Raw genomic sequence first — 14,172 nt, 5'->3', positions numbered from 1 at the left:
CGGACGAGGGGCGGCCGCCTGCGTGCCCGTGAGGCGGATGCTCTCGTGCCCTCGCGCACTGGGTAGGCTCGCGGCGTGGGCGACGCCGTCGTCATCTTGGTCGCTGCGGGACGGGGAGAACGCCTCGGGCTCGAGGTTCCGAAGGCGTTTGCATGGCTCGCCGGCCGCCCGTTGATCGTTCACGCGGCAGTATCCGCGTTCGAGTGTCCGGAAGTTGGCTCGGTCATCGTCGCCGTTCCCCCTGGGTCCGAGGACGAGGCGCGGCGCGCGCTGGAGTCGTTCGGTCCGTGCGATGTCGTGGTCGGGGGCGAGACACGTCAGGCATCCGTTCGAGCGGCGCTCGGCTCGGGCGCGGCGTCGAGCGACGTTCTCGTGTGCCATGACGCGGCGCGTCCGTTCGCGTCGCCGGCGCTGTTCGGCGCGGTGATCGGGGCGGTGGCCGCTGCGGACGGCGCCGTGCCGGTCCTCCCGTTCGTCGACACGGTCAAACGCGTCCGCGACGGGTTCGTCACAGGAACGGAATCTCGCGACGAACTCGTCGTCGTGCAGACGCCCCAGGCGTTCCGCGCCGAGGCGTTGCGTGAGTCTCATGCTCGAGCCGAACGCGATGGCGTCGAGCTCACCGACGACGCCGGCGTGCTCGAACGCACCGGCTATCGGGTGGCCGCAGTTCCCGGAGAAGCGTCGAACTTCAAGATCACGACGCCGGAGGATCTCGCGCGCGCCGAGGCGATCGCGTCGGAGCTCGCGCGTGGCTGACGTTCGCGTTGGGCTCGGCTTCGATGTACATGCCCGCGCGCGCGGGCGCCGGTTGATGCTTGGTGGGGTGCTGTTCGACGGCGAAGACGGACTGGCCGGTCACTCCGACGGTGACGCCATCTGTCACGCGGTCGCCGACGCACTCCTCGGCGCGGCTGGACTCGGCGACATCGGGGAGCACTTCCCCGACGACGATCCGAGCGTCGAAGGGATTGCCGGCGTCGAGCTGCTCGGGCAGGTCGCCGCCAAGGTTCGCGGATCGGGGAGGACACCGTTGTCGACCGACGTCACCGTCGTCGCCTCGAAGCCCGCCATCGCGCCGTTTCGCGACGAGATACGTGAGCGGCTCGCTTCCGCGATCGGCGTCGCCACGGAACGGGTGTCCGTCAAGGCGACGAGGCCGGAGGGTCTCGGTCTGTCGGGCGACGGAGTCGGATGCCTCGCGATCGCGGTCGTCGACGCGACGTAACCGCCGACCGACCCCCCGAGGTTGTCGTGACGGGACGTCGTGCCGTCCTCGAGGCCGTCCGCGCCGGCGTGACGAACCAGGTGCTGGTCGCGAGGGAGGCGCGCTCGTCGCCTGCGCTTCGCGACGTCGTCGACGCGGCGGCGGCGGCGAGGGTTGCGGTTCGCGATGTCTCGCGCGACGAGCTCGATGGGTTTTCGGACGACCATCGCGGTGTGGCGGCGCGCGTTCGCCCCCCTCGGACGCTCGGCGAACGCGAGCTCGCTGAATACCGATTCGCCGACGGCGCAGTCGTCGTGGTTCTCGACGGCATCGAGGACCCACAGAACCTCGGCGCGGCGGCGAGATCCGCGGAGGCCGCCGGATCGGCGATGCTCGTCACGAGGACCAGGCGCTCAGCTGATGTCACGTCGGCGGCGATCCGCGCCTCGGCGGGCGCGCTCTTGCATCTGCCGCACGCGCGCGTGGCGAACATCGCTCGCGCGATCGAACGGCTCAAGGACCTCGGGTTCACGATCGTCGGGCTCGACGAGCGCGCCGCCGCGAGCGTGCTCGACGCGCCGCCGCCGGACGGCCGGCTCGCCGTCGTGATCGGTTCAGAGGGAACCGGCCTGGCCAGGCTGACGCGCGAGTCGTGCGACGTGCTCGTCTCGTTGCCGATGCTCGGGCGCGTCGGCTCGTTGAACGCGTCCGCTTCGCTCGCAGCCGTCTTATACGGCTGGGTGCTGCCGTCGAGGCGCGCGACCGAACCGTAGACTCGGAGAGCCGGCCGGCGTAGCTCAGGGGCAGAGCAGCTGTCTTGTAAACAGCAGGTCGTCGGTTCGAATCCGACCGCCGGCTCCGATCGAAACCTTTCGGCGGTACGTCGGCGACAGCGATCTTGTCACTCTAGAGCTCGACAGCGATCCGGAACCCGCGAACTGGTCCCGGATCGCGACGCGAGCGACCTCAGTAGATGCCGCCGCCTGAACCCCCACCCGACTGCGTGATGAGCAGAGCTACGAGGGCGACCAGCACCACGGCCCCGACGCCGATCCACAGCCACGTGCGGCGAGGACTCCGGTTCATGCTTGGGGACTTGTCCATGTCGAGCCTCCTTCCGCTTCTCGACTCGGACCTACTGGGCCTTCTCTTGGATTCGCCAGTCGCCGGGGATGGGTTCGGTATCGGCCCACACCGACGGGCTCGGCAAAGCCCTTGCTCTGGTTTCCGAGGGATCTGGTCAGCCGGCAGTCTTCTGGATGGGCTCGCCCGCCGCGTCCAGCACCCACCAGACGTCTCCGAGGCCCTGGCCGTTGACATCGCCCGCGGCCTTGTCGTCGGCGAACCGGTACAGGGGCAGATCGTTGTACGTCACCTGCTGCGTACCGTCATCTCGCGCGACGGTTCCGAACAGCGACGCGTCCACACCCTCTCCCGGCAGGAACACACCGGACTGGCCCTCCTCGAGGGGCGGCCACATCCGCGCGCAGTCGTCGTAACACGTCGGTGTCCCGTTCGCTTCCTGGTCCGGCACGAACATGTACAGCGTCATCCCCGATCCGTCGACGAGCACGTCTCCGAGATCGGTCGACCCGATCGAGATCCTCGTGGGTGGGTCCTCGATGGGAGTACCGGATCCGTCCACGAGCCACCACACGTTGAAGAGTCCCTGGCCGTTGACGTCGCCCGCGGCGCTGTCGCCGGAGAAGTAGTAGAGCGGGAGGTCGTTGTAGGTCGCCTGCATCGTCCCGTCGGTTCGCTCCACGGTTCCCAGCAGGGACTCGTCGACGCCCTCACCGGCGTTGACCGGACCTTCGAGCGCGGGCCACGCCTGCGCGCAGTCGTCGTAGCACGTCGGCGTCCCGTTCTTCTCCTGGTCGGGCACGAACATGTAGACGGATCTGCCCTCCTCCTCGACGAGCGCCTCTCCGAAGTCCGTGCTCGCCACGGAGATGCGTTCCCCGCTCTCCTCCCGGGGCGAGGAGCCGGATCCCGGCGCGGGCTCGTCGCCCCCGCAGGCGGCGGATGTCACGGCCAAAACAGCGATCAGGACCACGATCCGACGCATCAGCGCCTCCCTGTCTCAGGGCTTGTCGACGTACTACGGACGGGGCGGCGAGATGGTTCAGAGGCAGTTCTGCGTTCTCCGAAAACCCGACCGCGTTCGGTGACGAGAGGACGAGGCGTGCCTATCGAACGCGGGGTCGCGCTCGGAACCACAGAGCCGCGAGCGCCCCGCACGTTGCCACGAAGCCGAGGACCGCACCCCACAGGAACACGACCTCGAACTGCTCGTCGCTCTCGGCACCGTTCGCGCCGATCGCCAGCGTGACGAGGCCGACGCCAGCGCCGACCACGAGCGGCAACGCCGCCGCGATCCGCTCTCCGGGCGGTAGGAGGATCCCGACGAAGCCGGCCGCCACCCCGGCAAGGCCGATCAGTGCCAACGCGATCGTCATCTGAATGTCCATCCGGCGAGCGTGACGCCCGCGAACGGTCCGCTCAAGCGACGCCACACGTTCGTCACGCGTTCGTCACGGGACCGCGGTCATCGGCGGACCGCCAGGGCGAGGCTCAAGTCGAGGTCGCACTCCTGACGATGCACCTAGGATGCGTCGCATCGCCGTGCTCGCCGTGCTCTCCGCTGCAACCCTCGTCGCCGTGCCGGTGCGTGCGGCCGAGGTGCCCGGCACGAGCTGCCGCGTGTTCCCCGCCAACAACATCTGGAACACGCGCATCGACGCCCTGCCGGTCCACGCGATGAGCGACACGTGGCTCCGATCCGCGAGCGCGTCGTCGACCAACCTTCATCCGGACTTCGGACCGCCGTCCTACGGCATGCCGTTCGAGACCGTTGGACGCCGTCATTCCAAGGTGAAGGTCGCCTTCACCTACGCGGGCGAGAGCGATCGCGGGCCGTATCCGTTCGACGGGCGAACGCCGATCGAAGGCGGGTCGGACCGGCACGCGCTGATGATCGAGAGGGGAACGTGCCGTCTCTACGAGCTGTTCGCCGCCGACTGGAACGGCGGGAACCCTCGAGCGGGGAGCGGCGCGATCTGGGATCTGGACTCGAACCGCCTTCGTCCGGACACGTGGACGTCGGCAGACGCCGCCGGGCTGCCGATCTTCGCGGGCCTCGTTCGAGCCGACGAGGTCGAGGACGGCCGCGTCGCCCACGCGATCCGCTTCACGGTCTCGTGTACGAACGATTCGTACGTGTGGCCCGCGCGGCACGAGGCCGGTGTGAACGATCCCGACTGCCCCCCGATGGGGGCGCGGTTCCGCCTCCGCGCGAACTTCGACCTGTCGGAGTTCAGTCCGAGCGCGGGTGATCCTTCGCGCCATGAAGCGGTACGGGCTCATCGTCGCCGACAACGGCTCCAACTGGTATTTCCAGGGCACGCGCGACGGCCGGTGGCGGAACCGCCTGCTCGATCAGCTGAAGTCCGTGCCCGCGTCGGCCTTCGAGGCCGTCGACGTTTCGGCGTGCATGGTCGATCCGGACAGCGGCCAGGCCAACTGCCCGAGCTGAGGGTCAGCGCTCGCCGCGCCTGAGAGCGCGACCATGACGCCCGACCGCCGAGCCGTCCCACGCGACTCGTCCGTTGACGATGACGACGTCGATGCCATCCGCGAAGGCGTGCGGCCGCTCGAACGTCGCTCGGTCGGTCACGCGTTCGGGATCGAACACGACGAGGTCGGCGAACGCTCCGCGCTCGATCGTCCCGCGGTGATCGAGGCCGAACCGGGCGGCAGGCAACGACGTCATCTTCAGGACGGCGTCCTCGAGCGAGAGCAGTCGCTCGTTGTGCGTGTACCTGCCGAGCACGCGAGGGAACGTCCCGTAATAGCGGGGGTGCACCGCGAACGCACCGAGCGGCCCGTTCGGCGACACCGCGAGTCCGTCCGTCGCGACGAACACGTCTGCACGAGAGACGATCGTACGAACGTCGTCTTCGTCCATGGCGTGGCCGACGATGCCGGTATGCGGGTCGGCGAGCAGCAGTTGCCCGATCGCTTCGGCCGGGGCGATGCCGCGCTCGTCGGCGACATCGGCGATCGATCGGCCGGTGAGCGACGGGTCGGCCAGATGCGAGCCGAGGACGATGCGGTCCCAGCCGATCCCGCGTCCGACGCTCGCCCAGCCGGGCTCGCCCAGCTCGATCGAGTCGAAGAGCCATTGTGCCGCAGCGGCGTCCGCAACGACACCGGGTAGCTCCTCGGCGGTGACCCACGGCGGGAGCGCCGACGCGAGGCTCGTCTCCCACGCGTCGTACGGGTACTGGTCGGCGGTCACATCGGCGCCGCGAGCGCGTTCGGCGTCGACGAGCTCGAGCAGCTCACCGGAGCGTCCCCACATCGGCCGGGTCTCGACCTTCAAGTGGCTCACGTGCGACGGTGCGCCGGCCCGCCGGCCGATCTCGATGCACTCACCGACGGCGTCGAACACGTTCGAGTCCTCGCCGCGGATGTGGCTCGCGTAGACGCCACCGATTTCCGCGAGGGCGGTGGCGACGGTCGCGATCTCGTCCGTCGACGCGTGCAGGCCCGGGGCGTACACGAGCCCGGTGGAGAACCCGACGGCGCCCTCTGCAAGAGCTTCGCGGAGCAGGTCGCGCATCGACCGGATCTCGTCGTCCGTCGGCGAACGTCGTTGCTGCACGCCCATGACGTGCTCGCGCAGCGTGCCGTGGCCGACGAGCGACGCGACGTTCAGAGCGGGGCGCGAGTCGTCGATGCGCGCCAGGTACTCGCCGAACGAGCTCCAGTCGAGCGCGAGCGCCTTCGGGTCCGCGCCGGTCATCGCCGCGTGCTCGAGCGCGCCCTCGATCGGGTAGGCCGATCCGCCGCAGTTGCCCACGACGAGCGTCGTCACGCCCTGCCGCAGCATCGAGTCCATCGTCGGCTCGACGAACGGCGTGATGTCCGAGTGGCTGTGCACGTCGACGAATCCGGGCGCGACGACTCGCCCGGCGGCATCGATCCGCGCCGTCGTCGGAGGTTCCTCGTCGCCTCGGTCGAGGACGTCGACGACACGGTCGCCCGATACCACGACCGAACCTGGGCGCTGCGGGGCGCCGGTGCCGTCGACGATCAGCGCGTCGGCGACGACGAGATCGTCCACCGTGTCAGCCGGTGATCGGGCCGATCCAGATACCAGACGTGAGGAAGATCGCAGGCAGGACGAACAGCACCAGGACGAACAGCCACAGGCGCCGGTTCGATGCGACGACCCATTCGTCGAGCCGCATGACGCCGTCGACGAGAGGTCGGTACGCGAAGCCGAGCAGGAGGAGCGATACGAGACCGACGCCGATCGCCTCCGCGAGGACGATGTGGACGGCGACCGCGTTCCCCAGAACCATCGCCGCGACGAGGGTGTCGGCGAGCGTCGTGATGTTCGCTCCCATGATGTAGGGGATCGATTCGTCGCGACGGATGTAGCCTCGCCCGGCGAGCGGCACCAGCACCGTGAGGGCGACCGACACCGACAACGTGATCGTCGCGACGATGCAGCCGAGCGCGAACATCGGCCACGGCCGCTTCAGCATCTCCAGCCGCTTGCTCCCGTGTCGTTCGCCGTCGACCTGTGGCAGCACGAGATCGAGGAACCGGAACGAGACGAGGATGATCGCCAGCCCAAGCGGGAGCAGCGTCCACGACGGCAGCCGGGTCAACAGATCGAGCGCCGGCCCCCAGACGTAGTCGACGATCGAGAGCACGTCGTCCGACGCATTGAGCCGAATGCCGTCGAGTGCGCCCGACTTCAGGATGCCGTAGCCGATCGCCATCCCCGGTACGTACACCACGGCGGTCAGCGACAGTGCGAGAACGCCCATGCCGATCGACGCCTTTCGGTCACGATCGGCGTGTCGGAGCGCATAGATGAATCCGACGACCAGGACGACGAACGACGCCCCGAGACGGGAGCCGGACAGCATGCTGAACGTCTGCAGCTCGGTCGCCGCTCCGCCGACGTAGAGGCTCAGCGCGACCGCCGCGATCGGTGACCCCGAAAGGACCACGTAGGCGCCGAGCCACCCAGCCCCGAGCGTCGAGAAGGCGTTGCTGAACAGCGGACTGTCCGAGAGTGTCGGCCCGATCGCCTTCGCGCCCTCTTTCATCAGCTGGATCGCCAGGACGAACAGGAACAGCGCGATCGCGAGCGAGGCAATCTTCAGGGCAACGGTGGCCCAATCGGGACGCACAGACGCCCGCGCGGCGGCTGCCGCGGGGCCGCCAGCACTGGATGGGTCCCGGGGGTCGCCGCTCGACAACGTCGGTCGTTGTTCGCGCGGGGTCGAGGCGTCGTCGGGCACGTTGGTCTTTTCGGGTGATTCGGCCATGTCGTAAGAGCGGGGGAACGCGCGCCAACCTACCCGCTCGTCCGCGCCATGGGCAACACCGGGACACGGAAGGTACGTGCGGCCAGAGGCGAGCGGCCGCTCGGGTCGTGGCCCCGGATCCGTTTAGGTGCGCAGGTACGATGGGCGCGTGAGCGCCACCGACGAGGCGTCCAAGGAGCAAAGGACCCTCCTCGACGCCCTTCGCGAACGCATCCCCTCGAAGGTCGACCGCGCGCAGGTCGACGCCGTCACGTCGTTCGCGCAGGCGTTCACGCGCAGGCTCGCGCCGTCGGACATCGCCGATCTCGGGATCGACGAGCTCCTGGGGGTCGTTCTCGGCGCGTTCCGTATCGCGGACAACCGAGGGTCGAGCGACGTCGCCGTCCGCGTGTTCAACCCGACGATGGGACTGGACGGATATCAGACCCACGGCAGCGTGCTCGAGACGAACACGCTCGACTCGCCGTTCCTGGTCGACTCGGTGAACGCAGAGCTCGACGCTCGGGGACTCACCGTCCATCGGTTGATCCATCCCGTGATCGGAACCGAGCGAGAGGCCGGAGGCCGGATCAGGCGCGTCCTGAACGTTCGCGACGCGCAGATCCGCGAGTCCGTCATGCACTTCGAGATCGAGCGACGTCTTTCGACGGCGGAAGCGGCGGACCTCGCCGAAGCCGTTCACAGGATCCTCGGTGACGTCGGTCTGGCCGTTCGCGACTTCGACGCGATGAAGAAGGCGCTGCGCGGCATGATCCAGATCGCCGAAGCCGGCGGTCCGCTCTACGGCGACGACGAGATCGCCGAAACGGTTGCGTTCCTCGAGTGGCTCCTCGACGAGAACTTCATTCTGCTCGGCTACCGCGAATACGACCTCATCGATCTCCCCGAGGGCAGAGCGCTCGCCACCGCGGAGCGAAGCGGTCTCGGCATCCTTTCGAAGAGCGGTTGGTCGGCCTACGGGCGGCCCGTGCTGCTTTCGACGATCGAACCGAACCTGCGAGCCCGGATCGAGGGCGGCGATCTGTTGATCTACTCGAAGACCAATCGTGTCTCGACGGTTCACCGGCATGCGCGGATGGACTACATCGGCGTTCGCAGAGTCGCGCCCGAGGGACGGATCGTCGGCGAGACCCGCCTCGTCGGCCTGTTCACGTCGAAGGCGTACGCGGAGCCGGCCAGCAGGACGCCGCTGTTGCAGCGCAAGCTCCATCAGATCCTCGAGGCGGAAGACCTGCTCGAGGGGACCCACGACTACAAGGCCGTGATCGCCATCTTCGAGAGCTTTCCCAAGGACGAGCTGTTCGCCGCGACTGCCGAGGAGCTCCGTGTGCAGATGATGGGCCTCCTCCAGTTGCAGGAGCATCAGCAGGTCCGGCTGTTCATCCGGCGGGATCTCTACGGGCGGGGCGTGTCCTTGCTCGTGGCCTTGCCCCGCGATCGGTACAACGCCGACGTGGGCCGCCGGTTACAGGAGCTGTTCTTGCGTCGGTTCGGCGGTTCGTCGATCGACGAGCACGTGCAGTTCGGCGAGAGCGGGCTGGCCCAGCTCCACTACGCGGTTCACGTCGCGCTCGGCGAGGTGCCCAAGGTCTCCTCCGACGAGCTCGAGCGGCAGGTCGTGGAGATCGCGCGGACCTGGGACGACCGCCTGGAGGAGCGGCTCGCCGAGCTACACGGCCCCGAGGGCGCACGTGTGCTGCTCGATCGGTGGGCGCATCGGTTCCCCGACTACTACAAGTCGACCACGCCCGTCGCGCTCGCGGTGGAGGACATCCTGCGGTTCGAGGAGCTCGATGCGAGCGACCGGACGTTCCTCGTCGGACTGGCCAATGAGACCGAGGACGGCGAGACCGTCACCCGCGTCCGCCTGTACAAGGCCGGCGGCAAGATCCAGCTCTCCGACTTCGTGCCCACGCTCGAGTCACTCGGCCTTCGCGTGGTCGAGGAATGGCCGACCCACCTCGAGGGCGATCCGGACCTGGGGAGCGAATCGATGGCCCGCAAGGGCCGCGAACGTTACCTGCACGACTTCGGCGTTCTCGGTTCGGACAACCAGCCGCTCGATGTCGAGGAGACCGGAGACCGCATCGCCGAGACCATCGAGGCGGTGTGGAACGGCGAGGTCGAGTCCGACTCGCTGAACCGCCTCGTCGTCACGGCGGGTCTGACGTGGCGACAGGTGCAGATCCTCCGCGCGTATCGGAAGTACCACCATCGGGTTAACGCGAGCTTCCCCGTGGAATACAAGAACGAGGCGTTCGCCGCCCACCCGCACATCGCGGCGAGGCTCGTCGCGCTGTTCGAGGCCAAGTTCGACCCCGCGCGTTCGAGCGATCCGGAGGCGCTCGAGAAGATCCGCGAGCAGATCGTCGCCGACCTCGACGCCGTCGTTTCGCTGGAGCACGACCGGATCCTGCGGAACGCGCTCGGAGTGATCGACGCGACCGTTCGGACGAACGCGTACAAGCCGCGCGCGACGACGCTCTCGTTCAAGTTCCGCTCCGGCGACGTTCCCGAGATGCCGAAGCCCACACCGCTCTACGAGATCTTCGTGTACTCGCCGGAGATGGAGGCGATCCATCTGCGCGGCGGGAAGGTCGCGCGCGGCGGAATCCGGTGGTCCGACCGCCGGCAGGACTATCGCACCGAGGTCCTGGGCCTGATGAAGGCGCAGATGGTGAAGAACAGCGTGATCGTTCCGACCGGATCCAAGGGCGGATTCGTCCTGAAACGTCAGCCGGAGGAACCGACGGCGCTGAACGCGGAAGTCACCCGGCAGTACATCCGCTTCATGAACGGGTTGCTGGACCTGACCGACAACCGCGTCGACGGCCGTGTCGTGCACCCGGATCACGTCGTCGTGCACGACGAGGACGATCCCTACCTCGTCGTCGCCGCGGACAAGGGAACGGCCCGGCTGTCCGACACCGCGAACGCGGTCGCGGCCGACTATGGGTTCTGGCTGGGCGACGCGTTCGCGTCCGGGGGATCGGCGGGATACGACCACAAGAAGCTCGCCATCACGGCGCGCGGCGCGTGGGAGTCGGTCAAGCGTCACTTCCGCGAGATCGGGACCGACGTGATGAACGAGCCGTTCACCGTCGTCGGCATCGGCGACATGTCGGGAGACGTGTTCGGCAACGGGATGCTCTATTCCGAGCAGACGTGCCTCGTCGCGGCGTTCGATCACCGGCACGTGTTCGTCGATCCGACGCCGAACCCGGCAGTGGGCTATCAGGAGCGACGGCGCCTGTTCGACATGCCGACGTCCACCTGGGACGCATACGACCGTTCGAAGATCTCGTCGGGCGGTGGCGTGTGGCCGAGAACGGCCAAGTCGATCCCCATCTCCCCGGAGGCGCGGCTGGCGCTCGGCGTCGACGTCGACAAGATGTCGCCGGACGAGCTGATCCGCGCGATCCTCCGCGCTCCCGTCGACCTTCTCTACAACGGTGGCATCGGCACGTACGTGAAGGCGTCGTCGGAGTCCAACGCCGACGCCGGCGACCGCGTGAACGACGCGCTCCGCGTGAACGGGATCGACCTCCGCTGCCGCGTCGTGGTCGAGGGCGGCAACCTCGGCTTCACGCAGCGGGGGCGGATCGAGTTCGCGCTTGCCGGTGGGCGGATCAACACCGACTTCATCGACAACTCCGGCGGCGTGAACTGCTCCGACCACGAGGTCAATCTGAAGATCCTCTTCGGACTTGCCATGCAGCGAGGCGAGCTCGGGCTCGAGGGCCGGAACGCACTTCTGCACGAGGTCGAACAGGACGTCGTGCGGCACGTGCTCTACGACAACTTCCTGCAGGCGCAGATCCTGTCGCAGGAGGCGGGCCAGTCATCGGGCCGGATGGAGGCGTTCGACGACTTGATGCAGTCCCTCGAGTCGCAGGGCCAGCTCGACCGAACGCTCGAGGCGCTGCCGAGCGGCGAGGAGATGACCGAACGTCGTCGCGCCGGTCGAGGCATGGCCCGACCCGAGCTCGCCGTTCTGCTCGCGTACGCGAAACAAAGCGTGAAGTACGCGCTGCTCGATTCGTCACTCCCGGACTCGCAGTATCTCGAGCAGGACTTGCGCGCGTACTTCCCCCCGGCAGTAACCGAGCGGTTCGGCTCGCTGATGCCGGAGCACCCCCTCCGCCGCGAGCTCATCGCCACGATCGTCGCCAACGACGTCGTGAACTCGCAGGGCATCACGTTCGTGTCCAGACTCGTGACGGAGACCGGGGCAGAGATCGGCGACGTCGTTCGCGCGTACCGCATCGCTCGGGACGTCACGGGCGCCGTCGACCGGTGGGAGGCGATCGAGGGGCTCGTGGGCACGCTCCCCCCGCCCGAGCTCGACGAGCTCATGACAGGGGTCGACCGCCTCGTCGAACAGGTCGCCCGGTGGTATCTGCTGCACGCACCGGGGACGCTCGGACGGGCTATCGAGGCACACCGAGAGCCGTTCCGTCGCTTCGAGGAGTCGGTGGTGTCCGTCGCGCCGGACGCGTGGCGGCAGCAGCGCGAGCGAGAGGCGTGGAGCCTGATGGACCGCGGTGTTCCCGACGACATCGCGCGCCGCCATGTGATCCAACCCTTCCTGGTCCATGGACCGAACGTCGCCACACTCGCGCTCGAGCTCGACCGCCCGGTCGAGGACGTGGCGCGGGCGTTCTTCCTCGTCGGGGTGGCGGCGTACGTCGACTGGCTGGAGGGACGGCTCGACGAGGTCCACGCGTCGACGCGATGGCATCGGTGGGCGTTGCAGGCGGTCGAGGACGACCTCGCCTCGGCGCGTCGCCGCTTGGCCGAACGCGCGCTGTCGAACGCAGACGGTCGGTCCGTGGACGAGGCGGTGGACGCGTTCATCGCCGAGCGAGAGGACACGCTCAAGCGCCTCGTGCGGTTCATGCGCGGCCTCCAGCTGGAGGAGACCAGCGATATCGCCGCAGTGACCGTCGCCGTGCGGCAGATCCGAACGCTGGCCGGCTGACCGTCGCCGGTCGAAACGTCGGAGCCGGTTGTTAGCCTCGACGCATGGAGCCTTCGGTCCGGCCGTTCCACGGGGGTCTCGATGATCTGAGCCGGGACGTACTCGACTTCGAACGCGCGTGGCGGCCGTCCGGGCGGTCCAAGGAACGAGCGATCAGGGAGTCGTTCGGCATCTCGCCCACGCGCTACCACCAGGTCCTCGTTCGCGTCGTGGAGTCGGCTGACGCGCTGGCGTACGACCCGATGTTGGTCGGACGACTCAGGCGGCTCCGTGACGTGCGACGACGAACGCGGCTCGCCCGGAGGCTTGGGCGGTCAACCACTCACGGGTAGGATGGGCCGGCACGAGCCCCCGACCAACAGGAGCTTCATCCTCTCAATGGGAGCGAGCACGCTGAGGTTCGCGCTCATCGTGGCCCTCGTCGTCGGGGGGATCGTCCTCATCAACCAGGCGTTCCCCGAGGCATCGCAGGACACGTCGGTGCCTCCGGACAACGGCATCGGTGCGACCGACAGCCCGTCGCCCACGCCGTCACCGGATGGCGACGACGAACCGACGAAGCCGACGCCCAGTCCCACAGTGCAGGGGACGGTGATCGCCGTGTTCAACGGCGCGGGTGTCAGCGGGCTCGCGGGCAACACGCAGGACGAGCTCATCGAGCGCTTCGACTTCGTGGCCGGCCAAGAGGCGGCCGATGCGCCGGCACCGGTCTCGGTCACCACGCTGTACTGGCGGGCGAGACCGGACGAGATCGAGGCGGAGTACATCGCGAACGAGTTCTTTCGCCGGCTCGACGACGTCGTCATCGCTCGGCTCGACCAGAGCGCAGACGTCGATCCGTCCGTTCAGGTCGCGATCTATCTCGGCACCGACTACGCGCAGAGCCTCAACAACTGATCCCGGCGCGTTCCGGGCGCACGCCGACTCCGGCGGGATCGTTCTCGATTTCGACGGCACGCTGTCCGAGATCGTTGCGCGTCCAGAGCTGGCGCGTCCCGTCGAGGGTGCTCGTGAGGCGCTGGCTGCCGTCGCGGCGCGGTATCGTCTCGTCGCCATCCTCACGGGTCGCCGTTCGGAGGAGGTAGCGCGACTCGTCGACGTGCCCCACCTGCGGTACGTCGGCCTGTACGGGATGGAGGATGAGGCGCCCGAGCTCGTCATGGCGATCGTCCCGCTCGTCGAATCGGCCGCCGCGCAGGTGCCCGAGGCATGGGTCGAGGACAAGCGCGCCTCGATCGCCGTTCACTACCGTCAGGCGCCGGATCCCGTTGCCGCGCGTCGGACGCTGGCCGTTGCGCTCCAACGCGTGGCTACCGAGGGCGGGCTCGATCTCATCGAGGGAAAGATGGTGATCGAGCTCGTGCCGCACGGCCGGCCCATGAAGGGTGAAGCCGTCGAACGACTCGCCGGTCGGGGTGATCTCGGCGCGGTGCTGTTCGCCGGTGACGACCTCGCCGACGTCGACGCGTTCGTCGCGCTCGATCGTCTCCAGAGCCGTGGCGTGATGACGCTGCGTGTCGCCGTTCGCGGTGACGAGACGCCTCCCGAGCTGCTCGACGCCGCGGACGTCGTCGTCGAGGGGCCCCGCGCGCTCGTCGCGTTGTTGATCGCGCTCGCGTAGGCGTCCGGTGGGC

The 14,172-nt window shown here is 68.4% G+C and carries 13 protein-coding genes and 1 tRNA gene; 9 read left to right on the top strand and 5 right to left on the bottom strand.

The features are described from left to right. The first annotated feature begins 75 nt into the window (after nt 1–75). The 4 genes from ispD to VFA08_13220 all read left to right on the top strand — a co-directional run bounded on the left by ispD (nt 76) and on the right by VFA08_13220 (nt 2,065). A complete protein-coding gene (ispD, locus tag VFA08_13235; GenBank protein ID HYZ14551.1) occupies nt 76–759 on the top strand; it encodes a 2-C-methyl-D-erythritol 4-phosphate cytidylyltransferase in 684 nt (227 codons plus the stop codon). Continuing rightward, nucleotides 752–1,228 (top strand): 2-C-methyl-D-erythritol 2,4-cyclodiphosphate synthase, encoded by a 477-nt coding sequence (gene ispF, locus VFA08_13230; protein HYZ14550.1) that lies wholly within the window; start codon nt 752–754, stop codon nt 1,226–1,228. The genes ispD and ispF overlap by 8 nt, the downstream gene beginning before the upstream one ends. 26 nt (nt 1,229–1,254) lie before the next feature. After that, entirely contained in the window at nt 1,255–1,980 is a 726-nt protein-coding gene (gene rlmB / locus VFA08_13225) for a 23S rRNA (guanosine(2251)-2'-O)-methyltransferase RlmB (GenBank protein HYZ14549.1), read from the top strand. A 13-nt stretch (nt 1,981–1,993) separates the two neighbouring features. Beyond that, a tRNA-Thr gene (locus VFA08_13220) sits at nt 1,994–2,065 on the top strand. Between the two features lie 108 nt (nt 2,066–2,173). Here VFA08_13220 and VFA08_13215 read toward each other — a convergent pair. From VFA08_13215 to VFA08_13205, 3 genes are all read right to left on the bottom strand, one after another. Further along, a complete protein-coding gene (locus VFA08_13215) occupies nt 2,174–2,311 on the bottom strand; it encodes a hypothetical protein (protein HYZ14548.1) in 138 nt (45 codons plus the stop codon). 136 nt (nt 2,312–2,447) lie between these two features. Then, nucleotides 2,448–3,275: a hypothetical protein gene (locus tag VFA08_13210; protein ID HYZ14547.1), complete on the bottom strand. Its 828-nt coding sequence runs from the start codon at nt 3,273–3,275 to the stop codon at nt 2,448–2,450. Between the two features lie 121 nt (nt 3,276–3,396). After that, on the bottom strand, nt 3,397–3,678 hold the full coding sequence (locus VFA08_13205; protein HYZ14546.1) for a hypothetical protein: 282 nt from the start codon (nt 3,676–3,678) through the stop codon (nt 3,397–3,399). A 139-nt stretch (nt 3,679–3,817) separates the two neighbouring features. On the opposite strand from VFA08_13205, the gene VFA08_13200 reads away from it, so the two are divergent. Continuing rightward, nucleotides 3,818–4,765: a hypothetical protein gene (locus tag VFA08_13200; GenBank protein ID HYZ14545.1), complete on the top strand. Its 948-nt coding sequence runs from the start codon at nt 3,818–3,820 to the stop codon at nt 4,763–4,765. On the opposite strand, the gene VFA08_13195 is transcribed toward VFA08_13200, so the two are convergent. Both VFA08_13195 and VFA08_13190 read right to left on the bottom strand, forming a co-directional pair. Then, nucleotides 4,746–6,335, bottom strand: coding sequence for a D-aminoacylase (locus tag VFA08_13195; GenBank protein HYZ14544.1), 1,590 nt, complete (start codon nt 6,333–6,335; stop codon nt 4,746–4,748). The two genes, VFA08_13200 and VFA08_13195, sit on opposite strands and share 20 nt — an antisense overlap. Before the next feature lie 4 nt (nt 6,336–6,339). Then, entirely contained in the window at nt 6,340–7,557 is a 1,218-nt protein-coding gene (locus tag VFA08_13190; protein HYZ14543.1) for a hypothetical protein, read from the bottom strand. A 148-nt stretch (nt 7,558–7,705) separates the two neighbouring features. Here VFA08_13190 and VFA08_13185 point away from each other — a divergent pair, with 148 nt between their 5' ends. The 4 genes from VFA08_13185 to otsB all read left to right on the top strand — a co-directional run bounded on the left by VFA08_13185 (nt 7,706) and on the right by otsB (nt 14,159). Then, complete coding sequence (locus tag VFA08_13185; GenBank protein ID HYZ14542.1) at nt 7,706–12,538, top strand: NAD-glutamate dehydrogenase; 4,833 nt, start codon at nt 7,706–7,708, stop codon at nt 12,536–12,538. A 44-nt stretch (nt 12,539–12,582) separates the two neighbouring features. Further along, nucleotides 12,583–12,870: a DUF3263 domain-containing protein gene (locus VFA08_13180; GenBank protein HYZ14541.1), complete on the top strand. Its 288-nt coding sequence runs from the start codon at nt 12,583–12,585 to the stop codon at nt 12,868–12,870. Between the two features lie 79 nt (nt 12,871–12,949). Further along, complete coding sequence (locus tag VFA08_13175) at nt 12,950–13,435, top strand: LytR C-terminal domain-containing protein (protein ID HYZ14540.1); 486 nt, start codon at nt 12,950–12,952, stop codon at nt 13,433–13,435. Next, nucleotides 13,374–14,159 carry a trehalose-phosphatase gene (otsB, locus tag VFA08_13170; protein ID HYZ14539.1) on the top strand — a complete coding sequence of 262 codons (786 nt, stop codon included), beginning with the start codon at nt 13,374–13,376 and terminating at the stop codon, nt 14,157–14,159. Before VFA08_13175 ends, otsB begins: the two co-directional genes overlap by 62 nt. Nucleotides 14,160–14,172: the final 13 nt, after the last annotated feature.

The organism is Actinomycetota bacterium (assembly GCA_035640355.1).
Taxonomy (GTDB): domain Bacteria; phylum Actinomycetota; class UBA4738; order UBA4738; family HRBIN12; genus CALGFI01.
The sequence above is the reverse complement of the archived record's forward strand: the minus strand, read 5'-3'. Positions and strand labels throughout refer to the sequence as shown.

Coding starts and splice junctions, on each gene's coding strand:
- VFA08_13200 (HYZ14545.1), top strand. CDS start 3,818: ATGCGTCGCATCGCCGTGCTCGCCGTGCTCTCCGCTGCAACCCTCGTC.
- VFA08_13205 (HYZ14546.1), bottom strand. CDS start 3,678: ATGGACATTCAGATGACGATCGCGTTGGCACTGATCGGCCTTGCCGGG.
- VFA08_13210 (HYZ14547.1), bottom strand. CDS start 3,275: ATGCGTCGGATCGTGGTCCTGATCGCTGTTTTGGCCGTGACATCCGCC.
- VFA08_13180 (HYZ14541.1), top strand. CDS start 12,583: ATGGAGCCTTCGGTCCGGCCGTTCCACGGGGGTCTCGATGATCTGAGC.
- VFA08_13190 (HYZ14543.1), bottom strand. CDS start 7,557: ATGGCCGAATCACCCGAAAAGACCAACGTGCCCGACGACGCCTCGACC.
- VFA08_13215 (HYZ14548.1), bottom strand. CDS start 2,311: ATGGACAAGTCCCCAAGCATGAACCGGAGTCCTCGCCGCACGTGGCTG.